Source organism: Planctobacterium marinum (genome assembly GCF_020687805.1).
Classification (GTDB): domain Bacteria; phylum Pseudomonadota; class Gammaproteobacteria; order Enterobacterales; family Alteromonadaceae; genus Planctobacterium; species Planctobacterium marinum.
Genome location: NZ_JAJEWQ010000010.1, coordinates 89,761 through 116,728 on the forward strand (window position 1 = coordinate 89,761; position 26,968 = coordinate 116,728).

At 45.8% G+C, this 26,968-nt stretch carries 17 protein-coding genes and 1 tRNA gene; 15 read left to right on the forward strand and 3 right to left on the reverse strand.

Translation table 11 applies throughout. The features are described from left to right. Both LJ740_RS22180 and LJ740_RS22185 read left to right on the forward strand, forming a co-directional pair. Positions 1–585, forward strand: coding sequence for a sigma-70 family RNA polymerase sigma factor (locus LJ740_RS22180; protein WP_229531327.1), 585 nt, complete (start codon positions 1–3; stop codon positions 583–585). Next, entirely contained in the window at positions 575–1,300 is a 726-nt protein-coding gene (locus tag LJ740_RS22185) for a hypothetical protein (RefSeq protein ID WP_229531328.1), read from the forward strand. The genes LJ740_RS22180 and LJ740_RS22185 overlap by 11 nt, the downstream gene beginning before the upstream one ends. A gap of 40 nt (positions 1,301–1,340) precedes the next feature. On the opposite strand, the gene LJ740_RS22190 is transcribed toward LJ740_RS22185, so the two are convergent. Together LJ740_RS22190 and LJ740_RS22195 are read right to left on the reverse strand one after the other, a co-directional pair. After that, entirely contained in the window at positions 1,341–8,222 is a 6,882-nt protein-coding gene (locus LJ740_RS22190) for an FG-GAP-like repeat-containing protein (RefSeq protein ID WP_229531329.1), read from the reverse strand. Between the two features lie 146 nt (positions 8,223–8,368). Beyond that, positions 8,369–9,673 carry an inosine/guanosine kinase gene (locus LJ740_RS22195; protein ID WP_229531330.1) on the reverse strand — a complete coding sequence of 435 codons (1,305 nt, stop codon included), beginning with the start codon at positions 9,671–9,673 and terminating at the stop codon, positions 8,369–8,371. A gap of 252 nt (positions 9,674–9,925) precedes the next feature. Between LJ740_RS22195 and LJ740_RS22200 the strand changes: the two genes are divergently transcribed. The 9 genes from LJ740_RS22200 to rpoC all read left to right on the forward strand — a co-directional run bounded on the left by LJ740_RS22200 (position 9,926) and on the right by rpoC (position 22,375). After that, positions 9,926–10,002: transfer RNA gene (locus LJ740_RS22200), tRNA-Trp, on the forward strand. A 49-nt stretch (positions 10,003–10,051) separates the two neighbouring features. After that, positions 10,052–10,429 carry a preprotein translocase subunit SecE gene (gene secE / locus LJ740_RS22205; protein ID WP_229531331.1) on the forward strand — a complete coding sequence of 126 codons (378 nt, stop codon included), beginning with the start codon at positions 10,052–10,054 and terminating at the stop codon, positions 10,427–10,429. A 2-nt stretch (positions 10,430–10,431) separates the two neighbouring features. After that, the gene (gene nusG, locus LJ740_RS22210) at positions 10,432–10,974 is read left to right on the forward strand and encodes a transcription termination/antitermination protein NusG (RefSeq protein ID WP_229531332.1); all 543 of its coding nucleotides are present in this window, start codon (positions 10,432–10,434) and stop codon (positions 10,972–10,974) included. Between the two features lie 468 nt (positions 10,975–11,442). Further along, entirely contained in the window at positions 11,443–11,871 is a 429-nt protein-coding gene (rplK, locus tag LJ740_RS22215) for a 50S ribosomal protein L11 (RefSeq protein WP_229531333.1), read from the forward strand. Positions 11,872–11,874: 3 nt separating this feature from the next. Continuing rightward, positions 11,875–12,570 (forward strand): 50S ribosomal protein L1, encoded by a 696-nt coding sequence (rplA, locus tag LJ740_RS22220; protein ID WP_229531334.1) that lies wholly within the window; start codon positions 11,875–11,877, stop codon positions 12,568–12,570. Positions 12,571–12,849: 279 nt separating this feature from the next. Further along, a complete protein-coding gene (rplJ, locus tag LJ740_RS22225; protein WP_229531335.1) occupies positions 12,850–13,377 on the forward strand; it encodes a 50S ribosomal protein L10 in 528 nt (175 codons plus the stop codon). Positions 13,378–13,438: 61 nt separating this feature from the next. Further along, entirely contained in the window at positions 13,439–13,813 is a 375-nt protein-coding gene (gene rplL, locus LJ740_RS22230) for a 50S ribosomal protein L7/L12 (protein ID WP_229531336.1), read from the forward strand. Positions 13,814–14,070: 257 nt separating this feature from the next. Continuing rightward, the gene (gene rpoB / locus LJ740_RS22235) at positions 14,071–18,099 is read left to right on the forward strand and encodes a DNA-directed RNA polymerase subunit beta (RefSeq protein ID WP_229531345.1); all 4,029 of its coding nucleotides are present in this window, start codon (positions 14,071–14,073) and stop codon (positions 18,097–18,099) included. 91 nt (positions 18,100–18,190) lie between these two features. After that, the gene (rpoC, locus tag LJ740_RS22240; protein ID WP_229531337.1) at positions 18,191–22,375 is read left to right on the forward strand and encodes a DNA-directed RNA polymerase subunit beta'; all 4,185 of its coding nucleotides are present in this window, start codon (positions 18,191–18,193) and stop codon (positions 22,373–22,375) included. Positions 22,376–22,441: 66 nt separating this feature from the next. Here rpoC and LJ740_RS22245 read toward each other — a convergent pair whose 3' ends face one another. Then, on the reverse strand, positions 22,442–23,179 hold the full coding sequence (locus LJ740_RS22245; protein WP_229531338.1) for a tellurite resistance TerB family protein: 738 nt from the start codon (positions 23,177–23,179) through the stop codon (positions 22,442–22,444). A 324-nt stretch (positions 23,180–23,503) separates the two neighbouring features. Between LJ740_RS22245 and rpsL the strand changes: the two genes are divergently transcribed. From rpsL to LJ740_RS22265, 4 genes are all read left to right on the forward strand, one after another. Continuing rightward, positions 23,504–23,878, forward strand: a complete 375-nt coding sequence (rpsL, locus tag LJ740_RS22250; RefSeq protein ID WP_229531339.1) for a 30S ribosomal protein S12 — start codon at positions 23,504–23,506, stop codon at positions 23,876–23,878. Between the two features lie 73 nt (positions 23,879–23,951). Further along, on the forward strand, positions 23,952–24,422 hold the full coding sequence (gene rpsG, locus LJ740_RS22255; RefSeq protein WP_229531340.1) for a 30S ribosomal protein S7: 471 nt from the start codon (positions 23,952–23,954) through the stop codon (positions 24,420–24,422). Positions 24,423–24,664: 242 nt separating this feature from the next. Further along, positions 24,665–26,767, forward strand: a complete 2,103-nt coding sequence (gene fusA, locus LJ740_RS22260) for an elongation factor G (RefSeq protein WP_229531341.1) — start codon at positions 24,665–24,667, stop codon at positions 26,765–26,767. Between the two features lie 80 nt (positions 26,768–26,847). After that, positions 26,848–26,968: GTP-binding protein (locus tag LJ740_RS22265; RefSeq protein WP_229531346.1), on the forward strand; the 121-nt coding region annotated here is incomplete at its 3' end.

Sequence of the window (26,968 nt, forward strand, 5' to 3'; positions counted from 1 at the left end):
GTGAACTTGAAACAACAATACGCCAGCCAAGATGACAGTCAGCTTGTCGCTGCCTATATCAGTGGCGAGTTTTCCGCCTTTGAAACCTTGTATGCAAGGCATAAGGGCGGCAGTTTTCGGTTTATTTTGCGACAGGTTAAGGACGCTGCAACCGCTGAAGATTTGATGCAGGAATTGTGGATCAAAGTGATCAGCAATATCAGGCAGTTTAAGCAGGAGGCTAAATTCACCACCTGGCTATACCAAATTGCCCGACGTTTGCTGATTGATAAGTTCCGTCATTTGGCGGTTGTATCTCAGGTCTTTACGGCAGAACCCGAACAGGAAGAGGCCGTCGGGACATCAGATGCAATGGCCGGACTGGAACAAAAGCGTCAGAAAATGGCATTGCAACATTGCCTGAAACTATTACCCAAAACACAGCTGGAATCGTTTTTGCTCAAGGAGGAGGCTAATTTAACTCAGGCCGATGTGGCTCAGGTGACGGGGGTTACCCTGGAAGCTGCAAAATCCAGGTTGCGTGCAGCCTACATCGGATTACGCCAATGTTTGAGTTTAAAACTGGGAGATGATGATGAGCAATGAAAATGACAACAACCCGGAACAGGACATCTCTGAACGCTACCGGCAATTAGACAAAAAGTCGCCTTCGAACACCACTGATGAGACGATTTTGAATTTCGCTAAACAACGTATTGCCAGTAACGGTAAACCCAGACCATTGATGAGCCAGCATTATCGTTGGTTATCTGTGGCTGCATCGGTCATGCTGGTCTCGGTGATTTTCTTGTCGCAATGGCAGAACTTTACTCCGGAAAGCGTTCATGAAATCGCCCCCGATAGCACTGCTGAGGTGTTGGCACCTGTGGCAACCCCTGAAAAGTCTGTAGCCGATGGGCAACAGTCATTAACTGGCGTTTTCGCAGAGCAAGCTGTTGCTGTACCCGAAAGTAAAGCCAGAGCCAGGGGGAAAGCAGAAGCGCTGCAACAATCTTCGATGAGCGCCAATAGTTTATTAACAATGGCCGACCATGCAGTCAAACCTGAATGCCGGTATTCACTGGATGGCGCTAACCCCCTGAGTGACTCGTCGTTAGGTAAATATATTCAGGGCCTGGCTCGCCAGACACAACAAGCGTTAGTGACAGCTATAAACAGCAATACCCCAGTTGAAAAACTGTTAGCTGAATCGCCGGCGCTGAAAAATGTGTCTGCCATGCCCGGCTTTGAAAAGCATTATACCCATCTGGCCAGTCAGGTAACGGATTGTACCGCCACTACCGGGCCTGCCATTGAATAAGCGAAAAAAGCGCATCTGAATTGATACGCTTTAAATACGGTTAATGTACAGGTTCCTGATTGAGTCGCTCTTTGTGGCGCATTTCTACATGATTGTAATGCAGGGTTTTATCCAGAAAGAATGCTTCGTCATCGTCATAGGAGCTTGAATCTGTTCTGCCTGATAAGGTTGGATTGATAAAATCCTTTTGCCAGCCCAGCATGTTGAGTTTTTCCCAGATGGGGGTCAGCACCGGCACCATGCCATCGGATTTACCAAAGTTAACCCGGCCAATTTCACCATCGGAGGATTGCAGTATGTACCACATACTGTTGCTTTCTCGGCGTACCGCGATATCGGCTTTGCCATCACCATCGTAGTCACCCACAACCGGAATATCCGCGGTATTCAGGCCAAACTGAATACGTTCAATCACTTCATCGCTGGAGCGTAGTACATACCAGGTTTTATTGGAAGGGCGACGGAAGGCGACATCGGCTTTACCATCACCATCGTAATCGGCCGGCACAGGAATATCGGTTGCCTGTAGGCCAAACGTAATACGTTGTATTTCGCCAGTACTGGATTCAAGAATATACCAGGTGGAATTGGAAGGGCGGCGGAAGGCGACATCGGCTTTACCATCACCATCGTAATCGGCCGGCACCGGAATATCGCTTGCCTGCAAGCCGAATTTTACCCGCTGAATACCATCTTCATTGGCAGAATTGTAGTTACTGCCGGAGGAGTTTTTGATATACCACATGCTGTTGCTGGCACGGCGCACGGCAAAGTCGGTAATCCCGTCACCATCGTAATCGGCTGGCACCGGAATATCTTCTGCCTGTTTACCAAATACCACACGCTGAATACCATCCTGGCGCTCAGAGGCGTGATTACTATCAGAAGAGTTTTGCACATACCAGATCCCTTTAGAGGGCCTGCGCACTGCAATATCTGCAATGCCGTCACCATCAAAATCACCCTCTACCTGAATGTCTTCTTCTTGCGAACCAAATTCAACTCGCTGAATCTTAGCATCAGAGCTATTCAATACATAATTCATGCCCAACGACCCTTTGCGGACCGCAACATCCGTTTTGCCATCGCCATCATAATCGGCGACACTGCGGTTTACTATCTTGGCATCGGTCATGGGGATGAAGAGGCTGTCGATGTAGACTTCAGCCGGGTACCTGCCTTCAATGCCGTGGAATTCCAGTTCTAATCTTACCACGTCGTTGGTTGCCTCAAGTGGAATGGCTATGATACTCCACTGGTTTCCGATCACACGAGGTAACCAAACTGTTGTGTTAGACAAATCGACTTCTATTCCGTTTATACGCAGTATTTGACTTCTGCTGCGATAGAAATCATAGGTAAAAAACAAACTCCCATCTGTTAACCTGCCTTCCATTTCGAAAACGAGCGCTTTAGAGCCCTGAGTTTGGAAATAGGAATGAATTGATTGCTTACCATCTCCACTGTAATCGCTACGATCAAAATCACCTTCGATAGTGACATATTCGCTTTTTGGGGTTTCAAATGAGTCAAAAATACCTAAATTTTCAGGCGTCACGGTATCATCAGACATATCCGAGCCGGCTAAATATTCGAAAATGTTGTGGAAGCCATCACCGTCAAAATCATCATCCGCATCATTGCGATTAAGCGGGTCTAACCCGCTACTTAGTTCTATTGAATCAGGGATTCCATCGCCATCATCGTCTTCATCTGCGTTGTTACCAATTCCGTCACCATCTGTATCAATAGCCTCGTTTGGATCATTTGGGAATGTGTCGTAAGGGTCGGGCACGCCGTCTCCATCTGAATCAACAAGCATCGTAATTTCAGTCGTATTCGATTGAGTTGCGCAGCCTATGGGATTACATACTTCTAGTGTGTATATGGCTGTTTGGCCAGGTAAAAGCGAATCCATAAATACATATTCTTCTTCAGAACCAAGCCAAAAATCCATCATATCTTTAATACTATACCGGAGAAGAATTTCTGGGCTGTCGTTTTCATTAACAATTTGGCGAGAAATTGTATAAGTATCAATTCTATCCCGGTATGACTCAGTTACGTGAAGCCTGATGTCAAAGGTTGTTTCATCAAGATTGGCATAGATACGCGGCTGAGAGGTTAATTCACGATATTCTGGTGTGGATGTATCCTCATACTCAAATGGACCACAGACACCTTCGCTGCAATGCCTTACAAGAAATTCATAATCTTGATTGGGAGAAAGAGCTTCAATATATGCCCGATATCTGCCATTGGAAGTGACCGCTAATTCTTGAATATCACCAAACGTTTCGTCAATGATCTGCAGGTATTGTAGCGAGCCTTGAAATTCAAAAGTACTGGATATAGCAAGATTTTGGGTATGAAGTCTATTCAATGTTGGTACATAAAACGAAAGTTCATCCTGTTTACTGAGCTCTGATGGCGTATTTAAGCTAAGTGTTAAAGAGCTCAAATAGGTTGAAGTCGAGCTTGAAAATTGACCTTCAGTGGATACCATCAGCTTGGACAGTTCAAACGCAGATAATTCTATAGCACTGTCTGAGTTGGTTATTTCCTGCCCAGAGATGATGAACGCGAAGTGACCATCGTTTTCAAATTCGAGCGTATAGTCATGCCATGTTTCACGAAACGCGTTATCGAGTATTACAGGTGAAGCTAAGTAGTCAGATGTTAGATACAGGGTAAAAGGGGCTAAATCTGCCAATTCAGACTCAGTACAACCATTACCTGTGTAGTAAAGTTTGAAAACAGGCTTGTTGAAATAGTTGGGTGAACGGCTGCTATTATTCATATATGGAAGCTGCAGATTAAACTCTAGAAGCTCAGAACAATACGACCAGTTTGCATCTAGTCGCGCATTTGTTGAAACTCGCCATTCGGAACGCAGGTTCAGCCATTGATTTATGCTAAGTTCACCATGGAATGCGTCCAATATTCCATCCATAGCATTAGTTTCTCCGTCCAAGCGAATGGCCAGATTACTGTCGTCGTCGGTGTTTCTCAGCGACTCCCCTGAAATCTCCAAAGCTTCGTTGAAATTTAATGTTGCGGTGCGACCTTCGACAATATCAGACTCAGTGCAACCTGCATCGTTACAGGCATCAACGCGATAAAAATAAGAGGTATCGGACTGTAAATTATTTTGTCTGAGTTCTGGACTACTGTTGCTACCAACACGTTCAAATTCACCCTCCGGATCGTCTGCCCTATAAAAAACATAGTAAGAGGTGTTATTTTGCTGTTCGAAGGTTACATCGATTCTATCGAAATAGGTGCGGTTGGACACGGATAGCAGCACAGGTTTATCGGGTGCTTCTACTTGCTGGCTTTCAATATATTCAATAATGGATGTTGTCTTCTCATAGCATCCTGACTGGTTACAGGCTCTTGCTACATACTGGTATCGCTCCCCGTGGGTAATGCTATTATCACCAAATTGAAAATTGGTATCGTCGCTATCTTCAATCTCTAAGGTATCAGTTAGCTGAAAATTTCCACCATCAATGGACTTAAATAGTTCGATGTTTTCAGGTCTGCCATTTTCAGAGATACCTTTGAATTGGCCTGTGAGATTGACAAGGCCATTTTCAAAGTCGGGAGAAGCGCTAAGTCTGTTGATTTCTGGTACAGCCTCAAATGTGACATTGAGCACTTCAACTTCGACCAGTTCAGAATACTCAGTACAGTCATCAGTTTGATTGTATGGATGGTAGGGGCGTTGATAACAATACCTGGTGGTAAAGGTAACAACGTCACCCACTCCCATTGAGTTTTCTTTTGTAATTCTTAAAGACTGACGAACATTATTAGTGTTTACTGTTTTTTGTCGGCCATTATCCCAGGTCATCAAAACTTCGGCTAAACCGATGTATTGTTCGGAATCGAAGTTGAAATTTACTTCAAAATCATCAGCCAATACCTCAATCGAGGGAGTAACAGCTACGCCATCGTAACGTTCGCCATTAAAAACAATACTGCTTTCGGGACTATCGACACACTGGTTTAGCAGTGACGAGCAGGTTTTCACTCGATAAAGATAGGTTTCACTACTGATTAAATCTGCTGAACTGTCCCGCACACTTAAAACCTCATCGCGCGCTTGTTGTTGGTCATAAAATGCAACTGTTTGCCAACTATCTTCGCCGCCTTTTTTTCGCTGAATACTATAGCTATCGACAAGTAAAGACGTATTAATGTTCAGCAGTGCTTCGTACAACGATTCTTGAGATAGTTTAAATGCTGCTGGATATAGCTGTTTTGAAGTTAGAGTTGAGTCCGGGAAACCCCTTGAGATAGTAGATGTGGGGCCAAACAGTTCGTCGCAATCGTGAACTCCACCACGGCAATCCAAGACAATTGGTGTGAGGCGGTATATTATTGGTTCTGAACTATTGAGATGCTCTTCAAAACTATAAAAGTATTCTGATGTTTCTGTAGCATCAATACGAGTTGTTGTCTCAATATCGCCTTCAAGGAAAACTTCTACACGTATTTCATCGATCGTTTCAGTTGGGCTCCAATTGATGAGGTGGCCTAGTGCATATGTGTCATCAATAACGATATCTGACAATTCGGAGACAAAATCATAACTAAATGAGGAAGCAACACGTGTACTGCCGGAGCGACGCGCCTCTTGCCATACTTCAGAAGCTATCTTTGTTTGAACAAGGTAGTGGTATTCGACACCGGGTATCACACTGTCATCAATGTATTCGCCCGTATCTGCTGAAACAGAGGCCAACTCTTGATAATTCCCTGAGCCGGTCGCTCGCAGAATCGAGATTTCATCCACATCGTTGTAGTTTCGCAAGTCTAGTTTCATTACTGTTTGATTTAGCCCGATGAAGAAGGTGAAATCGCTTTTACGGTCTATGGTAATGCTTTTAGCATTGCTTGCTCTACAAAGGGAAAGTGCGGTATCGCAGGCAATTACCCGATATGTGTATTGATCGCCGGGTCGGATATCATCATCTTGCCAACCACTATTTATATCTGATGCAACTTCGATAAATTCTTCGCCAGATATTCTTTTTTCGATTATGTATTGCAGGTTTTCTTTCTGTTCAAAATACACGGCTATGTAGCTGTGATCTGTGGCGGTAAGCAATTTGACTTCAGGTTTTTGGGGGAGTGAAATACTCTTACTGGAAGCATTATCGGAACAAGTTATCTTGCTATTATACGTTCCATACCCCATGCATGGTTGTACAGCTACATCTATCTTATCGATGTGACCATAGATGCCGAAAACAAAATCGCTAGTTGCCGTATATTCTTGAAATAAACCATTGCTTAAGCGTGTGATCTTGAGCCGATCATATGAGGTCCATTGGATGTTGGAAATCGAGGCCTCAATTCTATCTGAAGTTCTGCTATCTTGATTGAGGCTCAATGTCCAGTCATGATTTTCCTGGAAGTCTAGCGTAGTTATTTCATAACTCGATGTAGTGTCTTCAGAACACAACATATTATAATCACAGGGGTAAGCTATATATCTATTAGAACCGGTTCTCAACCCTAATCTTTGATCATCATACTCGGATCCTTCCAACCAAAAAGTATCTGTTAGCCCTGTTTTTTCACTGGTTCTAAGTATTTTTATTAATGTTTCGTCTTGTATGTCATGGGAGACTGTAATTCGGTTATTGTGTTCTGATTGGTTAGTTGCTGATAATGCAAATTGAGTAAATTCTTTTGAAAAGCTGTGTTCTGCTAAATCAGAAGCCCCTTTTCTGTAAATGGAGGTGTTTTGGGAGCCAAATTCTTGCAAGTATACTGACCCGTTACTGTCATCGATAAACGGAAGGCGGACAGATAAGGTTGTCAGACCATCACCCGATTGAATCACATTGATTCTTATGGGTTGGGCTGACGGAATTAAAGCAACGTAAAAAAGTGCGCTTTCTGAAACATTGAAACGTTGCGTCTCGTTGACAAAATAAATACTGTTTTGATAATCCGCAGAAATTAAAGCGTAAGTCGCTTCAGCGTCCATAGCGAGTATTTCAGCGTTAACCAAGTTAAATTGACTCAAGGGCAGCTCAAAAATTGTATTACCGCTTTTATCAATTTTTGTGATGATATTATCTTCTACGAGGGTAATAGCGTTGCCATCCTTCGACATTTCAATTCCGTCGCGATTGTACGTTGCGCTGGGGCTGTTGGCCGGCAGGCGATTTATAGGAATTAAGTTTTGTGACTCTACATCATAATATTGAGCAGATTCGCCATCATGATCTGAACAACTAAACAGGATGCTGCCATTTTCTGTAAAATCATTAAAGTTGGCTCTGTAACGACAGTTTGTTTCTATTGTCTGCCAGTTTTCACCTAGATCGCTACTTAGCTGTATCTGACCAGTATTGCGATTGTAAAAATAGAGAATCTCATTTTTGGTGATTAACCAGTGCATTGGATCGTACGAAACGCCCGGGTTAGAGATCGGCGTTATGGTTTTTGTATCTAACGCTAATCTGAAGAGATTGGTTTCAATGTCGCTCCAGTCTCCCTCATAAATCACGCCGCTTAATGGGCTATTGCCATCGTATGTGAAAAACAGGCCGTTGTTATCGGATATTTCACTAAGTACAGTGACATCACCAGAGTCTGGTAACTCGCCAGTCTCCATGGTGACTAGGGGCGTTATGACCTCTGACGATAAATTCTTAATGTAAACCAGATTAGCAAAGTAGGTTTTTTCTGGGCCTTCATAGTCAGGTATAGTTCTCGATGTAGATGAAAAAATCGCGTAGCCAGAATCCTCCGAGATTGTAATGAGGTAGGCTCCGAAATTTGTCTCTCCAGTATTACCTAAAAATGGATCCATCACCAATGTATTAGAGTAGGCAGGTAGACTGGTAAATAGGTTGAGAAGAATACTCAGCGTAAAAAGAAGCTTAGCACTAACGCGCATAGGGACTCCATTCCAAAAATAAAGCAAAAAAAAGAAACCCATCAAGTGGGTTTCATTCAATAAATGCGCAGTTTAAAGCAAAGTGTGCAATTTTCAATCAGGGAATAACTGCATGGCTTAATGCCAGAGGATTTACCTTGCGCTGATTAAGTTGCCCAGTAGGCCAAATCTAACACTTCTTCACGCTCCGGCAGGCCTTTGCTCAGGCGAGGGGAGTGCTGTGCCAGTACTTCGTAGCTGACGCGGTTTGCGTATTTGCTGATTTGAGACAGAGACGAATAGGTGATGGCCGGTTGCTCGTGCTTGCTGGATCTTTCCACATTGAGTTTGTGATACTCGTTGGCGCAAATGTCATGTAGCACTGCCGCTAATGCTCCATCACCGGCACCATTGGTGTTCATGATTTTATCCGGGCCGCCCATGTAGGGGGGGATATAGCTGTATACTTTAACGGGTTCTTCACAATCCTGAAGACGCATCGGACGGGAATATTCGTAACGGTTAAATTCTGCGATTTCAGCATCTATAAGTTGCTGCTCTGTTTCCCTAAGGTATTTCTTGTCAACATGTCCCGCCATATAAAGGCCCACAGGGCCTGCGGTACACATCACCATATCGACCCAGTCCAGAGCTTTATCTGCCGCCAGCAACGGATTTTTAATCCCTGTGATGGCTTCCGCTTCTTCTTCGTTCATGGTGAGGATATCGACGTGATTCTTGACAAATTCCTGCCACCAGGTGGGGTCCTGTTCTATCAGGAATTTAGTGCCCAGGGTTAAAACCACCGGAACACCAGCCTGATTCGCGTAGTCTACGGCTTTGAGTGTCGCCTCTGTCATGGTGTCGCCCGGATTAGTGCGCATCAGGTATGCAGAAATAACCAGCGCTGAGGCGTTTTGGATCAAATTCTGATTGATGCTTTCCGGACGTAGCTGGTTAATTTTTCCCGGACTGATAGCAAAGGTACGTTCGCCTGTGCTGTCGATAAGGGTAAAGCAGCGACCGATAGGGCCATCAACCGGTTGCAGGTAATTGAGGTCCACCCGGCTGGAATTGTTACTGATAAACTTGTAGGAATAACTGCCAATTTTGATGTTTTCTGACATAACGCCCAACAACACTGAGCGGTCATCGGCAAGCACCGAATAGTTGTGAAGCGTGTTACCTATGGTGCCACCGGCAAACTCGTAATTTACCAGTTTGTCGTCTTTTAACTCCCGGTACAATGCTTCAGTGATCTCGTCGTCTATCAGTTGCGACATGCCCCGGTGTAAATCGTACTTTGCAAAAAATTCGTCAGAGACTTTGGCTTCGATGTCTACCAGCACCTGATCGATACCCACTATATAACTGTGTTTTAGGGGCTGTGCTTTATCAAATTGACCAATTAAGGTGTTTTTGTCCTGAACCGGAAAGTAGTGTTTGTGTTTGCGACGGCCGGGGAATTTCATAGAAAACAAAGATTACATTAAATTTAAACAAGCGCGCAGTATATCAATCTGAGCCAGCAGTGACGAATTATTTTATATCGTATGCCTCAACCCAAAAGTCTGCTTATATTAAAGCTTGTAAGACTAGTGACAATCAGTATAATACCGCTCCCGCCTTACTTCTGAATCCTTTATCTCCCGATAAGCTTTCATAAAATATCAAGGCGAGTGTAACTATTTTAGAGTAAACAGCAGTGTTTGCACTGCTGCTACAGGGGTGTAGTTCCAATTGGTAGAACAGCGGTCTCCAAAACCGATGGTTGGGGGTTCGAGTCCCTCCACCCCTGCCACATTTAATGTCAATCCATGTGGGTTGAGTTTGAGATAACAGGTTAGACAATGAGTGATAACGCAGTTAATCAGTCTGGTGCGATGGACAGCCTAAAATGGGGTGTTGCCATTTTACTTTTGGCTGCCGCAGTAGGTGGTAATTACTACTTTGGTGAACTTTCCGTATTGTACCGTGCCATTGGTGTGGTCGTTGCGGTTATTATTGCTTTGCTGGTGGCTGCCAGTACGGTAAAAGGAAGTAACTTTGTAAACTTCGCCAAAGAATCCAGAACCGAAGTACGCAAGGTGGTTTGGCCTTCCCGTCAGGAAGCGACACAAACGACTATGATTGTACTGGCTGCAACTGTTGTTATGGCATTGCTGCTTTGGGGCCTTGACGGAATTATCGTTCGGGTCGTTAGCTTACTGACTAGTATAGGAGCGTAAGCATGTCTGAAGGCGTAAAAAGATGGTATGTGGTTCAGGCGTTTTCTGGCTACGAAGGCCGCGTCAAGAAAACCCTTGAAGAACATATCAAAATGCACGAGATGGAGCAGTATTTCGGTGAAATTCTGGTGCCTACCGAAGAAGTGGTAGAGATGCGTGCCGGTCAAAAGCGCAAAAGTGAGCGTAAGTTCTTCCCAGGCTATGTATTAGTTGAAATGGAAATGAACGACGACAGCTGGCACCTGGTTAAAAGCATTCCTCGTGTGCTTGGTTTCATCGGTGGTACTTCAGATCGTCCTGCGCCAATTACTAAGCGCGAAGCGGATGCGATCCTGAACAGACTGCAAGAATCTGTTGACAAGCCAAAACCAAAAACCTTGTTCGAGCCAGGCGAAGTGGTACGTGTTACCGATGGTCCTTTCGCAGACTTCAACGGTGTTGTCGAAGAAGTGGACTACGAGAAAAGCCGCCTGAAAGTATCGGTTCTTATCTTTGGTCGTTCTACTCCGGTAGAACTGGAATTTGGCCAGGTTGAGAAGGGGTGAGGCGCGCCCGGAATTAGCGAATACCTGGAGCTAATTCAGCGCCGAACGCCAGACAAGTGGACGTCTGGCTGGAAGCCCTCACCAGGGATGGTTTAAACCTCTCTGGTGAAATGTAAGTTATTTTAGATTGGGTGAAGGGCGTCGACGTTTGTCCCCGTGCGCTGAAACATGAAGTGCACAATGTAAAGTCGGGAATCAAAGCCCTCACCAGGGATGGTTTAAACCTCTCTGGTGGAATGTGAATTTTTTAGATTAGGTGAAGGAAGTTCCGGTTCGCCATGGTTACTCAAACCAAAGAACATTGTCCGGTTAAAACTGAACCTAAAATTAAACAAAAACCAAATTAATGGTTGTCAGAGGTCGTAGATTAAAATATAATCTGCGGCCTTTTTGTAGGCGGGGAGCCGTTGAAGCGAATATTCTTCTGTATTTGCGAGGCGTTTAACCCATAAATAAGAGAAGAGAGTAATGGCTAAGAAAGTTACAGGCATTATCAAGCTACAAGTAGCTGCGGGTGCCGCAAACCCAAGTCCACCAGTTGGTCCTGCACTAGGTCAACATGGTGTTAACATCATGGAATTCTGTAAAGCGTTCAACGCAAAAACTGAGAGCATGGAAAAAGGTGCTCCGGTTCCGGTTGAAATCTTTGTATACGAAGACCGTTCTTTCACGTTTGAAACAAAAACTCCACCTGCGTCTTTCTTGTTGAAGAAAGCTGCTGGCATCAAGAGTGGTTCTGGTCGTCCTAACACTGAAAAAGTGGGTAAAGTGACGCGCGCTCAATTGGAAGAAATTGCTAAAACTAAAGAACCTGATCTGACTGCTGCCGATATGGACGCAGCTGTACGTACTATTGCTGGCTCTGCCCGCAGTATGGGTCTGACGGTAGAGGAATAATCCATGGCTAAGTTAACAAAACGCGCTCGTCTGGTTCGCGAAAAAGTAGACGCCGGTAAAGAATACGAAATCAACGAAGCGGTAGCTTTGTTGAAAGAATTAGCAACAGCTAAATTTGCTGAAAGCATTGATGTTGCTGTTAACCTGGGTATCGATGCTCGTAAATCTGACCAAAACGTTCGCGGTGCAACTGTACTGCCTAACGGTACTGGTAAAGAAGTTCGCGTTGCAGTATTTACTCAAGGTGCAAACGCTGAAGCTGCTAAAGAAGCGGGTGCTGACATCGTTGGTATGGACGACCTTGCTGAGCAGGTTAAAAAAGGCGAAATGAACTTCGACGTAGTGGTTGCTTCTCCGGATGCAATGCGCGTTGTTGGTCAGTTAGGCCAAATCTTAGGTCCACGTGGCCTGATGCCTAACCCTAAGACTGGTACTGTTACTCCTGATGTTGCTACTGCAGTTAAGAATGCAAAAGCGGGTCAGGTACGTTACAGAAACGATAAGAATGGTATCATTCACGCCAGCATTGGTAAGATTGCTTTTGAAGCTAATCAAATCCAGGAAAACCTTGAAGCTTTGTTAGAAGCGCTTAAGAAAGCTAAGCCTTCTTCTGCTAAAGGTACCTATATTAAGAAAGTTAGCCTGAGCACCACTATGGGCGCAGGTCTGACTTTAGATCAAGGCTCTTTGTCTCAATAAGACATTCCTTGACAGGTGCGAGAGTTAATTAAGCAGAATTAGCACCGAAGTAAAAAATTGGGTTGGAGTTTGCTGCTCTGGTAAACAGAAAGGCAGGCTCCCGTCCTAGACCGTAGGTACGCTGATTACAGCGTTTAATGAATGCCTACGCAGACGGTGGTTCACTCAGACTCTCTGGGACTAAAGAACACCGTAGAAAGGTGGAGAGAAGCGCAAGTGATGCTCCATTAATCTGTGAAACCTGAGAAGCAATTCTCAGACAACTAAAAGGTGATCTCAGTGGCACTAGGCTTAGAAGCAAAAAAAGAGATTGTAGCGGAAGTAACTGACGTTGCAGCTCGCGCTCTATCCGTTGCCGTCGCTGAATATCGCGGAATGGAAGTTGCAGACCTGACTGAACTTCGCGTTCAAGCTCGTGAGCAAGGCGTATACCTGCGTGTTATTCGTAACACTCTGGCAAAGCGTGCTCTGGCTGAAGGCAAGTTCGCAGGAATGGATGATGCACTGAAAGGCCCTCTGATTTATGGCTTTTCTTTGGATGCGCCAGGTGGTGCAGCGCGTTTGTTCAAAGATTTCTCTAAAAAGAATGACAAGTTGAACGTAACAGCGTTATCAATCGGTAGTGGTCTACTGGGTCCAGAAAAACTGGAAGCAGTTGCAGCGTTACCAACACGCGACGAAGCGTTGGCGAAATTACTTGCTACCTTCAAAGCGCCTGTTGGCAAGTTTGTACAGACTATTAACGAAGTACCAAGCAAGTTTGCCCGCGTATTGACGGCTATTAAAGAGAAAAAAGAAGCTGAATAAAAAAAACAGTTTCTTAATTCATTGATTTGTTTTAAATTTTTAAACCCAGGAGTTTAGAGAAATGGCTCTAACTAAAGAAGATATCTTAAACGCGATCGCTGAAATGCCAGTAATGGAACTGGTTGAACTGATCGAAGCTGCTGAAGAAAAATTCGGCGTAGAAGCAACTGCAGCTGTAGCTGTAGCTGCAGGTCCAGCTGCTGCTGCAGAAGCTGCTGAAGAACAAACTGAATTCGACGTAGTTCTGACTTCTTTCGGTGGTAACAAAGTTGCAGTTATCAAAGCAGTTCGCGGCGCGACTGGCCTTGGCCTTAAAGAAGCTAAAGAAGTTGTTGAATCAGCTCCTAAAGCTATCAAAGAAGGTGTATCTAAGGAAGAAGCTGAAGCACTTAAAGCCGAACTTGAAGGCGCTGGTGCAGAAGTTGAAATTAAGTAATTCGTACTTGTACGAAATTACTGCCTGAAAAGGCTTAGGCTGGTGCTTATTTGAGCACCAGCCTTTTTGCGCTGTAGGATAGTGCAGGTTCTCCGTTTAGTGTCTATCCTCTCAAAGCGCTTAGCTATCAATATCAAACCAATAAATCATTCGCACTGTTCATTGGTCTGATATTGAAAAAAAGTAAAACGGTGCTGAATACATATATGTCTCTTACAAGAGATATCAGGGTTAAAGATCAGCAGGCTGAGGAATCCATGGTTTACTCTTATAGCGAAAAGAAACGTATCCGCAAGGATTTTGGTAAACGCCCCCAGGTACTCGAAATACCTTATCTACTTTCCATACAATTAGACTCTTTCCGTAAGTTCATCGAGATCGATCCGGAAGGTCAATACGGTTTGGAAGCTGCATTTCGTTCTGTATTTCCGATTAAAAGTTATTCGGGCAATTCAGAGTTGCAGTATGTAAGTTATCGATTGGGCGAACCGGTATTTGACGTCAAAGAATGTCAAATTCGTGGTGTGACATTCTCCGCACCACTTCGTGTTAAGTTGCGTCTTGTCTTATTTGATAAAGAAGCAGCTCCAGGCACAGTAAAAGATATTAAAGAGCAAGAAGTATACATGGGTGAAATTCCACTCATGACAGACACAGGTACCTTTGTTATCAATGGTACTGAGCGTGTTATTGTTTCTCAGCTACATCGTTCACCAGGTGTGTTCTTTGATCACGACAAAGGTAAAACGCACTCCTCCGGTAAAGTACTGTATAACGCCCGCGTTATCCCTTACCGCGGTTCCTGGTTGGATTTTGAATTCGATCCAAAAGATAATCTTTTCGTTCGTATTGACCGTCGTCGTAAACTACCGGCGTCTATCATTCTTCGCGCTATGGATATGGGCACAGAAGAAATTCTGGGTCTGTTCTTCGAAAAAGACACTGTTATCATGGATAACGGTGTATTCAAAGTTTCTATCGTACCTGATCGCCTGCGTGGCGAAGTTGCCCGTTTCGACATCAAAGATGAAGAAGGCAATGTGATCGTAGAAACCAGCCGTCGTATTTCTGCTCGTCACACACGTCAGATGGAAAAACTGGGCCTTTCAGAACTGGAAGTACCGGTTGAATTCCTGTTGGGCCGCGTATTCGCTGCTAACGTTGTCGACGAAAGCACTGGCGAAATTATCGTTAATGCCAACGACGAAGCGACTGCTGAAAACCTGAACGCTATCTATGAAGCAGGTATCACTGAGTTTGAAACTCTGTATATCAACGAGTTAGATCACGGTTCTTACATGTCGGATACCCTGCGTATCGACAATTCAACCAACCGCTTAGAAGCCCTGGTTGAAATCTACCGTATGATGCGTCCTGGTGAGCCACCAACAAAAGACGCAGCAGAAGCTCTGTTTGACAACCTGTTCTTTACTGATGACCGTTATGATCTGTCTTCAGTAGGTCGTATGAAGTTCAACCGTCGTTTAGGACGTGACGAACTGACCGGTTCAGGCACACTGGATAAAGAAGATATCGTTGCTGTTATGCAACAATTGATCGCTATCCGTGACGGTAAAGATGACGTGGACGATATCGACCACTTAGGTAACCGTCGTATCCGTTCTGTAGGTGAAATGGCAGAAAACCAGTTCCGCGTAGGTCTGGTACGTGTTGAGCGTGCTGTTAAAGAACGTTTGAGCCTGGGTGATCTGGACAATGTGATGCCACAGGACCTGATCAACGCCAAGCCAATCTCTGCAGCGGTTAAAGAATTCTTTGGTTCTTCACAGCTGTCTCAGTTCATGGACCAAAACAACCCGCTGTCAGAAGTGACGCACAAGCGTCGTATTTCTGCCTTAGGCCCGGGTGGTTTGACCCGTGAGCGCGCCGGCTTCGAAGTTCGAGACGTTCACCCAACACACTACGGTCGTGTTTGTCCTATCGAAACTCCGGAAGGTCCAAACATCGGTTTGATCAACTCGCTGTCCAGCTATGCCCGTACTAACGATTACGGTTTCCTGGAAACCCCATACCGTAAGATCGTAGACGGCGAAGTAACTGAAGACATCGAATACCTGTCTGCTATTGAAGAAGGTCACTATCCAATCGCTCAGGCGAGTGCGGAATTGGACGAGAACAACCGTCTGGCAGATGACCTGGTACCTTGCCGTTACAAGGGTGAATTCACCTTGATGGCAAAAGAAGACATTAAATTTATGGACGTGTCAGCGCAACAGATCGTATCTGTGGCTGCCAGCATTATCCCGTTCCTTGAGCACGATGACGCCAACCGTGCATTGATGGGTTCAAACATGCAACGTCAGGCTGTTCCTACTTTACGTGCTGATAAGCCGCTGGTAGGTACAGGTATGGAAAAAACCGTAGCTATCGACTCAGGTGTAACTGTAGTTGCTAAGCGCGGCGGTTATATCGAATACGTAGATGCCTCGCGTATCGTTGTAAAAGTAAACGACAACGAAATGGTAGCAGGCGAAGCCGGTATCGATATCTACAACCTGACCAAATACACACGTTCTAACCAGAACACCTGTATTAACCAGAAGCCAACCGTCAATGTTGGTGAGCCGGTTGTCGCGGGTGATGTATTGGCTGACGGTCCGTCAACTGACCTGGGTGAATTGGCCCTTGGCCAGAACATGCGTATCGCATTCATGCCCTGGAACGGTTATAACTTCGAGGATTCCATCCTGATCTCTGAGCGTGTAGCTCAGGAAGACCGTTTCACTACCATCCACATTCAGGAACTTAGCTGTATCGCTCGAGATACTAAGCTGGGGCCAGAAGAAATCAGTTCAGACATTCCAAACGTGGGTGAATCTGCACTGAGCAAGCTGGATGAATCTGGTGTTGTTTACATCGGCGCTGAAGTTAAAGGCGGCGATATTCTGGTAGGTAAGGTAACACCTAAGGGTGAAACGCAACTTACCCCGGAAGAAAAACTGTTAAGAGCTATTTTCGGTGAAAAAGCCTCTGACGTTAAAGATACCTCATTGCGTGTACCTAACTCTGTTCACGGTACCGTAATTGACGTTCAAATCTTTACCCGTGACGGTGTCGAAAAAGACAAGCGCGCATTAGAAATTGAAGACATGCAGTTGCGTCAGGTTAAGAAAGACCTGGGTGACGAGTTCAGCATTCTGGCTGACGGCATCTTCGCCCGTGCCCGCAACCTGCTGGTAGCCAATGGCATTTCAGAAGACAAACTCAACGGTACTCCGCGTGAGAAGTGGTTCGATTTACCGTTGCGTGATGACGATGCTCAGACTGAATTGGATCAAGCTGCTGAACAGTATGCTGGCGTTAAAGACGACTTCGATAAGAAGTTCGAAAACAAACGTCGCAAGATCACTCAGGGTGATGACCTGGCGCCAGGTGTACTTAAGATTGTTAAGGTTTACCTGGCCGTTAAACGTCACATTCAGCCTGGTGATAAGATGGCTGGACGTCACGGTAACAAAGGTGTTATCTCGTCCATCCAGCCTGTTGAAGACATGCCATATGATGAGAACGGCGAACCAGTAGATATCGTACTGAACCCGCTGGGGGTACCATCGCGTATGAACGTGGGTCAGATCCTGGAAACTCACCTGGGTATGGCTGCTCGCGGCCTGGGTGTGAAGATTGACCGCATGCTGAAAGAGCAACAGGAAATCGCTAAACTGCGTGAATTCCTGACTCAGGTATACAGCTCTGGTACACATCGTCAGGAAGTGGACATTGCGTCTTTCACTGATGATGAAGTGATCCGTTTGGCAGACAACCTGCGCAAAGGTGTACCTATTGCAACGCCGGTATTCGACGGTGCAACTGAAGCGGAAATCAAAGAATTATTGACGCTGGCTGATATCCCGGAAAGCGGACAAATTAAACTGTCAGATGGCCGTACTGGCCAGGAGTTTGAGCGTCCGGTAACTGTGGGTTACATGTACATGCTGAAACTGAACCACCTGGTTGACGACAAAATGCACGCTCGTTCAACTGGTTCTTACAGCCTGGTTACACAGCAACCGTTGGGCGGTAAAGCTCAGTTCGGTGGTCAGCGTTTCGGTGAGATGGAAGTGTGGGCACTGGAAGCATACGGTGCTGCTTATACTCTGCAAGAAATGTTGACTGTTAAGTCCGATGACGTGAATGGTCGTACTAAGATGTATAAGAATATCGTCGATGGCGACCACCGTATGGAACCTGGTATGCCGGAATCCTTCAACGTATTGTTGAAAGAAATCCGCTCTCTGGGTATCAACATCGAGCTGGAAGAGCAATAAGTCCCGCTTTGGACTGAACAGGTAGCGATGCCTGCTACAACTAAAATTGGCGCTGGCATCGAATAATAAGTGACTCCGTTGGGAGAAAATCGTGAAAGATTTACTTAAGTTTCTTAAGCAACAAAACAAAACTGAAGAATTCGATCAGATTCGAATCGGTCTGGCTTCGCCCGACATGATCCGCAGCTGGTCGTACGGGGAAGTTAAAAAACCCGAAACGATTAACTACCGTACCTTCAAGCCAGAGCGTGATGGTTTGTTTTGTGCGCGTATTTTTGGACCGGTTAAAGACTACGAATGTTTGTGCGGTAAGTACAAGCGTCTGAAGCACCGTGGTGTAATCTGTGAGAAGTGTGGCGTAGAAGTTACCCTCACTAAAGTGCGTCGTGAGCGCATGGGTCACATCGAATTGGCCAGCCCGGTTGCACACATCTGGTTCCTGAAATCACTGCCGAGCCGTATCGGCCTGATGCTGGATATGACGTTACGTGATATCGAGCGTGTACTTTATTTTGAATCTTATGTTGTTACCGAACCTGGTATGACAACATTAGAGCGCAGCCAGCTTCTGACTGAAGAAGAGTACCTGGATGCGCTGGAAGAGCACGGTGATGAGTTCGAAGCAAAAATGGGTGCTGAAGCAGTATTCGATTTGTTGCAAGAACTTGATGTTGATGCCGATGTCGCATCAATGCGTGAAGAGTTGCCTTCTATCAACTCTGAAACTAAGCGCAAGAAGATCACCAAGCGTCTTAAGTTATTAGAATCCTTCCAGCAATCTGGCAACAAGCCAGAGTGGATGATCATGACTGTTCTGCCGGTACTGCCGCCAGATTTACGTCCTCTGGTACCGCTGGATGGTGGTCGTTTTGCGACGTCTGATTTGAACGACTTATACCGTCGTGTAATCAACCGTAACAACCGTCTTAAGCGTCTGTTAGATTTGGCTGCACCTGACATTATCGTACGCAACGAAAAGCGTATGCTTCAGGAAGCGGTTGACGCCTTATTAGATAACGGTCGTCGCGGTCGTGCTATCACTGGCTCTAACAAGCGTCCTCTGAAATCTTTGGCCGACATGATCAAAGGTAAGCAAGGTCGTTTCCGTCAGAACCTGTTGGGTAAGCGTGTTGACTACTCAGGCCGTTCTGTAATCACGGTTGGTCCTACTCTGCGTTTGCACCAGTGTGGTCTGCCTAAGAAAATGGCACTTGAGCTGTTCAAACCTTTTATCTACGGCAAGTTAGAAGGCCGTGGTTTAGCAACTACGATTAAAGCCGCTAAGAAAATGGTTGAACGCGAAGCGGCAGAAGTCTGGGACGTTCTGGACGAAGTTATCCGCGAACACCCGGTATTACTTAACCGTGCACCAACACTGCACAGATTGGGTATCCAGGCGTTTGAACCTATTCTTATCGAAGGTAAAGCGATTCAACTGCACCCGCTGGTGTGTGCGGCTTATAACGCTGACTTCGATGGTGACCAAATGGCGGTACACGTACCACTGACTATCGAAGCTCAGTTGGAATCACGTGCCCTGATGATGTCTACCAACAACATCCTGTCTCCGGCAAACGGTGAACCAATCATCGTACCTTCACAGGACGTTGTATTGGGTCTGTATTACATGACCCGCGCCCGTGTTAACGCCAAAGGCGAAGGCATGGTATTCGCGAACAAAGAAGAAGCGGAAAAAGCTTACCGTACTGGTGAAGCTGAACTGCACGCTCGCGTAAAAGTGCGTTTGACCGAAGTTGAAGTGGATATCGACGGTAACAGACACGAAAGAACGTCAGTTGTCGACACCACTGTTGGTCGTGCCATCCTGTTTGGCATTTTGCCAGAAGGTATGCCATTTGAGCTGATTAATCAGCCAATGGGCAAGAAGCAAATTTCTAAATTATTGAATGCTTGCTACCGTCGTTTAGGTCTGAAAGACACAGTAATCACCGCTGACCAGGTTATGTATACTGGTTTCCATTACGCGATGAAATCTGGTGTGTCTATCGGTATCGACGACATGGTTATCCCGGATGAAAAATCAGAAATCATCGATGCTGCTGAAGCTGAAGTGACTGAGATCCAGGAGCAGTTCCAGTCTGGTTTGGTAACTGCTGGTGAGCGTTACAACAAAGTAATCGATATCTGGTCTGCCGCTAACGAACGCGTAGCGAAAGCCATGATGACAAACCTGTCTACCGAAGAGGTATTAAACCGCGACGGTGAGATGGAGAAGCAAGATTCACTTAACTCCGTATACATGATGGCGGACTCCGGTGCTCGTGGTAGCCCGGCTCAGATTCGTCAGTTGGCCGGTATGCGTGGTCTGATGGCTAAGCCAGATGGCTCAATCATCGAAACCCCAATTACCGCTAACTTCCGTGAAGGCCTGAACGTACTTCAGTACTTCATCTCAACCCACGGTGCACGTAAAGGTTTGGCCGATACGGCATTGAAGACAGCGAACTCGGGTTACCTGACTCGTCGTCTGGTTGACGTTGCGCAAGACGTTGTTATCAACAATGACGACTGTGGCACCTTTGACGGTATCGTAATGAAACCACTAATTGAAGGTGGTGACGTTGTAGAACCATTGCGTGAACGCGTATTGGGTCGTGTTGTAGCAGAAGACGTGCTTAAGCCTGGTACAAATGAAGTACTGGTTGAGCGTAACGTATTGCTTGATGAGAAACTGGTAGACTTCCTTGAGTCTCACTCGGTTGACCAGGTTATTGTTCGCTCCGTAATCACCTGTGAAAACGACTTCGGTGTTTGTGCTAAGTGTTACGGTCGTGACCTTGCTCGTGGTCATATGGTTGGTGCTGGTGAATCTGTGGGTGTTATCGCTGCACAGTCAATCGGTGAGCCAGGTACACAGTTAACGATGCGTACCTTCCACATCGGTGGTGCGGCATCAAGAGCGTCAGCAGAAAACAGTGTTCAGATCAAAAACAATGGTCACCTGAAACTGCACAACGCTAAATATGTAACTAACACAGACGGTAAGATTGTTATCGTTTCTCGTTCAACTGAACTGACGGTTATTGACGAGTTTGGTCGCGAGAAAGAGCGTTACAAACTGCCTTATGGTGCTAAGTTGTCAGTCGATGACGGTGCAGCGGTAGAGTCTGGTGCAATCGTTGCTAACTGGGATCCGCATTCCCACCCAATCGTGGTAGAGCGTAAAGCCAAAGTTAGCTTCTCTGATGTTGACGATTCCAACACCGAAATGCAGCAGGACGAACTGACTGGTCTGTCACGTATCGTTGTTAAAGACCTGTCTTTGGCAAACGCCAAAGAGCCTAAACTGATTCTTGAAATTGAAGAAGTGGGCCTGCAGGAAATTCGTCTGCCAAGCTTTACCACTATCGATATTGCTGATGGTGCAACGGCTCAGGTGGGTGACACTATTGCGCGTATTCCTCAGGAAAGCTCGAAGACACGTGATATCACGGGTGGTCTGCCACGAGTTGCTGACCTGTTCGAAGCTCGTAAGCCTAAAGAGCCTGCGATCCTGGCTGAGATTTCCGGTACTATCGGATTTGGTAAAGAAACCAAAGGTAAGAAGCGTCTGACAATTACACCTAAAGACGGTGATCACTACGAAGAGATGATTCCAAAATGGCGTCAAATCAACGTATTTGAAGGTGAGAACATCGAAAAAGGTGAAGTTATTGCCGACGGTCCAGAGTCTCCACACGATATCTTGCGCCTGCGTGGTGTAAGTGCGGTGTCTAACTACATCGTTAACGAGGTTCAGGAAGTTTACCGCTTACAGGGTGTAAAAATTAACGATAAGCACATTGAAGTAGTTATCCGTCAGATGCTACGTAAATGTATTATCACCGAGCCAGGCGACAGTATGTTCCTGGAAGGTGAGCAGTGTGAAGTTTCTGCCGTTAATATCGCAAACCGTGAACTGGAAAAAGCAGGCAAATTCCCTGCTAAATACGAACTGCAATTGTTGGGTATCACTAAGGCATCACTGTCTACTGAATCCTTCATCTCCGCGGCCTCGTTCCAGGAAACAACCCGCGTACTGACTGAAGCTGCGGTACAAGGTAAGACGGATGATTTACGTGGTCTGAAAGAAAACGTAATCGTTGGTCGTCTGATCCCGGCCGGTACTGGTTTGGCGTATCACAAGAAGCGCCTGGCTAACAAGATGGATGCTATGGAAGATCTGTCAGTTTCTGCAGAAGAAGCAGAAGCCGCATTAACCGAAGCGTTAAACGCTGAAGTGTTAGGTGCAGACAGCTCAGCCTCTGAAGAGTAATTTCTACTCAATGTGAAAAAAGCGCCTGATGGCGCTTTTTTTGTGTCTGTTGATCAGGACTTTTGGCTAGCTCGCCTGTAGTCTTGCCTGATGGGCCTGTTGGTGAATGGCTGCCTTGAGTTCTCTGGGGATGCAAAGGTGTTTCGCCAGGTTATCAAGATACTGCTTTGACACTGACATTCTCTCGTCGATCGCTAACAAGGATGCGGCATAAACTTCCACACCGGTCTCGGCATCGGGTACGCGGGCTACAATTTGTTCCATAGATTTGGGGCGTCGCAGCTCGTCAAATAAGCTGGCTTTCTCAGCCGTTGATAGCTCCATCTGTTCTACCTGATTGAAAATACGCGCCTGTTCATCGTTATCAATATGACCATCCGCATAGGCAGCAGCAATCATCGCCTGCATCAGCAACATTTGTCCACCGTCGGCACTCTCGTCTTCAATGATTTCATCAAAGCGATTTTCTGATACTCGCTCGTAATCAAAGGTGCTTGGTTCTGGACGAGAGTAGGTATGTTGCTCTGAGTTACTTTGTCGTTGCGGCGTGTAGTAATAGGACGGATCGTTGGCTTGCCTGCTGTTTTGCCCTGACGACTTTTGCTGGTTGTAGCTTTGATAGGCCTTCCAGGCAAGTCCTCCAACGGCAGCCAGCGCGCCAACTTTCAGGGCACTCTTGCCCATCTTTTTGGATTTTTTACCCATTGCCAGATTAGTGACAACGCCACTTAAAGCACCACCGGCCATTCCGGACATAAAACCGCTTTTGCTTAAACCGCCCAACATTTTCTGTAAGTCTTTCATGATTTCTATCCACTTTTACTGTCGATATACTCAGGCTAACTTATTTATAGCGCAAACTGGTGGGAAAAGTGTCACAGAGAATTTCTGCTTTCTAATCAGGTTAATGTCGAGGTACGGTAAAACTTCCCCCGAATTGCTTAAATAGTTGACACTTAGGCGACAGATCTATAGAATTCCGCGACCTCATTTTGGGGTAATTCCCTAATGGGCGCGGATTTTTCATTAAAAAGCCTGAATTTTCGGGCTAAAGCAGCAAAATCAGCAGTGGGTTCAGACTGCCTGGCAGAAAGAACCAAATTTTTTGTTTAATTTTTAGGAGCTAGAATGGCAACAGTTAACCAACTGGTGCGCAAGCCCCGTGCTAAAAAAGTTGTGAAAAGCAACGTAGCAGCATTGGAAGCTTGTCCACAACGTCGTGGTGTATGTACGCGTGTATATACTACTACCCCTAAGAAGCCTAACTCAGCGTTGCGTAAAGTATGTCGTGTACGTCTGACTAACGGTTTCGAAGTAAGTTCATACATCGGTGGTGAAGGTCACAACCTTCAGGAACACAGTGTTGTATTAATCCGTGGTGGTCGTGTTAAAGATCTACCAGGTGTTCGTTATCACACAGTTCGCGGTACGCTTGACTGTGCAGGTGTTAACGACCGTAAGCAAGCCCGTTCTAAGTACGGAACGAAAAGGCCCAAGTCTTAACGGTTCTCCGTTAGTAAGGCCAAACTAAGTATTAACGTTTTGGGATAATCCTGAATCAATTCGGAGAATTAAGATGCCAAGAAGAAGAGTCGTAGGACAACGTAAAATCCTACCTGATCCTAAGTTCGGATCACAGCTGTTAGCTAAATTCATTAATGTTGTTATGCTAGACGGCAAAAAATCAACTGCTGAAAAAATCGTTTACGGTGCACTAGACGCTGCTGCTGAAAAAACAGGTAAAGATCACCTGGATATTTTCGAAGCTGCTCTGGACAACATCCGTCCTAACGTAGAGGTTAAATCTCGCCGTGTTGGTGGTTCTACCTACCAGGTACCGGTTGAAGTTCGCCCTGTACGTCGCAACGCATTAGGTATGCGTTGGATGGTTGAAGCTGCTCGTAAGCGTGGTGAAAAATCTATGGCGTTACGCCTTGCTGCTGAAATGGCGGATGCGTCAGACAATAAAGGTTCTGCGGTTAAGAAACGTGAAGACGTTCACCGTATGGCTGAAGCGAACAAAGCGTTCGCACACTACCGTTGGTAATCTGCTGACAGTAGTTAAATTCCAAATTAATTTGGTATTCACGGAGAGGGTCGCCCTCTCCGTCTTCAATTTAGGCATGTGGAAATTGTGCTTAAATTGAAAAAAGATTGTAGGTCGGAATGTATTCCGACAAAGTGAACGGGTTTTTCAGCACGGTCGGATTAACCTGACTTAACTGGATATCCGGCACGGTTGGACTTAAGGTCCACCTACACAGAATTTCCTTTAACTGAGAGGACACTATGGCTCGTACAACTCCCATTGAGCTGTACCGCAATATCGGTATCGTTGCTCACGTGGACGCGGGAAAAACGACCACAACCGAACGGGTTTTATTCTATACCGGCTTGTCCCACAAAATTGGTGAAGTGCACGATGGTGCCGCTACCATGGACTGGATGGAACAAGAGCAAGAACGCGGTATCACCATTACCTCCGCTGCGACTACCTGTTTCTGGAAAGGAATGCAGGCGCAATACGATCAGCACCGTATAAATATCATTGATACACCGGGACACGTTGACTTCACAATCGAAGTTGAGCGTTCGTTGCGGGTACTTGATGGTGCTGTGGTAGTGTTCTGTGGTTCATCGGGTGTAGAGCCTCAATCGGAAACGGTTTGGCGTCAGGCAAACAAATATCACGTACCTCGTATGGTTTTCGTGAATAAAATGGATCGTGCCGGTGCTGACTTTGAACGTGTCGTACAGCAAATTCGCAAGCGTCTTGGTGCGACCTGTGTACCTATTCAGTTAAATATCGGTGCCGAAGAACACTTTAAGGGTGTTATCGACCTTATCAAGATGAAAGCCATCAACTGGAATGAAGCGGATCAGGGGATGACCTTTGAATACGAAGATATTCCGGCAGATCTTCAGGACAAAGCTGAAGTGATGCGTTTAGAAATGGTGGAAGCCGCGGCCGAAGCTAATGACGAATTGATGGAAAAATATCTTGAAGAAGGTGACCTGAGCGAAGAGGACATTCGCGCAGGGCTTCGCAAACGCACACTGAACAACGAAATTGTGTTAGCCACTTGTGGCTCCGCTTTTAAAAATAAAGGCGTACAGGCGGTTCTGGACGCGGTTATTGAGTATTTACCATCGCCGGTTGATGTCCCTGCTATTCAGGGCCACAAAGATGATGCTGATGAATCTCATGACGAGCGTCACGCCGATGACAAAGAGCCTTTCTCCGCATTGGCCTTTAAAATCGCTACAGACCCCTTTGTGGGCACGCTGACCTTTTTCCGTTGCTATTCAGGTGTAGTGAACACCGGTGATGCCGTATACAACCCGGTTAAAGGCAAAAAAGAACGTTTTGGTCGTATCGTACAGATGCATGCCAAAGACCGCGCTGAGTTAAAAGAAGTACGGGCAGGGGACATCGCAGCCGCAATCGGCTTAAAAGATGTTACCACTGGTGACACCCTGTGTGATCCGAATCACGTGATCACCCTGGAGCGCATGGAATTCCCTGAGCCTGTTATCTCTATCGCGGTAGAACCAAAATCCAAAGCTGACCAGGAAAAAATGTCTGTAGCATTAGGCAAACTGGCGGCGGAAGATCCGTCCTTTAGGGTTAAAACCGATGAGGAGTCAGGTCAGACAATTATTTCCGGAATGGGAGAATTGCACCTCGACATCATCATCGACCGCATGAAGCGCGAATTTAAAGTGGAATGTAACGTGGGTAAACCCCAGGTTGCCTACCGCGAGACCATTCGCAAATCTGTGGAAGTAGAAGGTAAATTTGTACGTCAGTCTGGTGGACGCGGCCAATACGGTCATGTCTGGCTGCGCGTAGAGCCTCAGGAAGAAGGCAAAGGCTATGAATTTGTCAACGAGATTGTAGGTGGTACGGTTCCAAAAGAATTCATTCCTGCAGTAGATAAAGGCTGTGAAGAACAGATGCAATTTGGCGTCCTGGCCGGGTATCCGGTACTCGACGTTAAAGTGACATTATTCGATGGTTCTTATCATGATGTTGACTCTTCAGAAATGGCCTTTAAGATAGCGGGTTCGATGGGCTTTAAACAGGGTTGCTCTGAAGCTAATCCGGTTTTGCTTGAACCCATGATGAAGGTTGAAGTTACAACTCCCGAAGATTGGATGGGAGATGTAGTTGGCGATCTGAATCGTCGTCGTGGTGTCATCGAAGGCATGGAAGATGGTGTTGGCGGTATTAAGATTATACGCGCCAAAGTTCCGTTGTCGGAAATGTTTGGTTATGCCACAGATTTGCGGTCTGCGACGCAAGGACGAGCTTCATATTCCATGGAGTTCCACAACTATGCAGAAGCCCCTAATAATGTTGCTCAAAGCATTATTGAGGCAAGAAATTAAGTAAGTTCGGTCCGGAATTCACCCATCTCTGATGAGAGGTTTGTGACCGGACTTTTTAAATATTTAGGAAATAGAGAACAATGGCAAAAGAAAAGTTTGAACGTACGAAACCGCACGTAAACGTTGGTACAATCGGCCACGTTGACCACGGTAAAACAACTCTGACTGCAGCGATCACTACTGTATTAGCAAAAACTTACG

Bases quoted from the DNA above. Each gene is read 5' to 3' on its own strand.
- LJ740_RS22185 (WP_229531328.1), top strand. From the start codon at position 575: ATGAGCAATGAAAATGACAACAACCCGGAACAGGACATCTCTGAACGC.
- LJ740_RS22190 (WP_229531329.1), bottom strand. From the start codon at position 8,222: ATGCGCGTTAGTGCTAAGCTTCTTTTTACGCTGAGTATTCTTCTCAAC.
- LJ740_RS22195 (WP_229531330.1), bottom strand. From the start codon at position 9,673: ATGAAATTCCCCGGCCGTCGCAAACACAAACACTACTTTCCGGTTCAG.
- secE (WP_229531331.1), top strand. From the start codon at position 10,052: ATGAGTGATAACGCAGTTAATCAGTCTGGTGCGATGGACAGCCTAAAA.
- nusG (WP_229531332.1), top strand. From the start codon at position 10,432: ATGTCTGAAGGCGTAAAAAGATGGTATGTGGTTCAGGCGTTTTCTGGC.
- rplK (WP_229531333.1), top strand. From the start codon at position 11,443: ATGGCTAAGAAAGTTACAGGCATTATCAAGCTACAAGTAGCTGCGGGT.
- rplA (WP_229531334.1), top strand. From the start codon at position 11,875: ATGGCTAAGTTAACAAAACGCGCTCGTCTGGTTCGCGAAAAAGTAGAC.
- rplL (WP_229531336.1), top strand. From the start codon at position 13,439: ATGGCTCTAACTAAAGAAGATATCTTAAACGCGATCGCTGAAATGCCA.
- rpoB (WP_229531345.1), top strand. From the start codon at position 14,071: ATGGTTTACTCTTATAGCGAAAAGAAACGTATCCGCAAGGATTTTGGT.
- LJ740_RS22245 (WP_229531338.1), bottom strand. From the start codon at position 23,179: ATGAAAGACTTACAGAAAATGTTGGGCGGTTTAAGCAAAAGCGGTTTT.
- rpsL (WP_229531339.1), top strand. From the start codon at position 23,504: ATGGCAACAGTTAACCAACTGGTGCGCAAGCCCCGTGCTAAAAAAGTT.
- rpsG (WP_229531340.1), top strand. From the start codon at position 23,952: ATGCCAAGAAGAAGAGTCGTAGGACAACGTAAAATCCTACCTGATCCT.
- fusA (WP_229531341.1), top strand. From the start codon at position 24,665: ATGGCTCGTACAACTCCCATTGAGCTGTACCGCAATATCGGTATCGTT.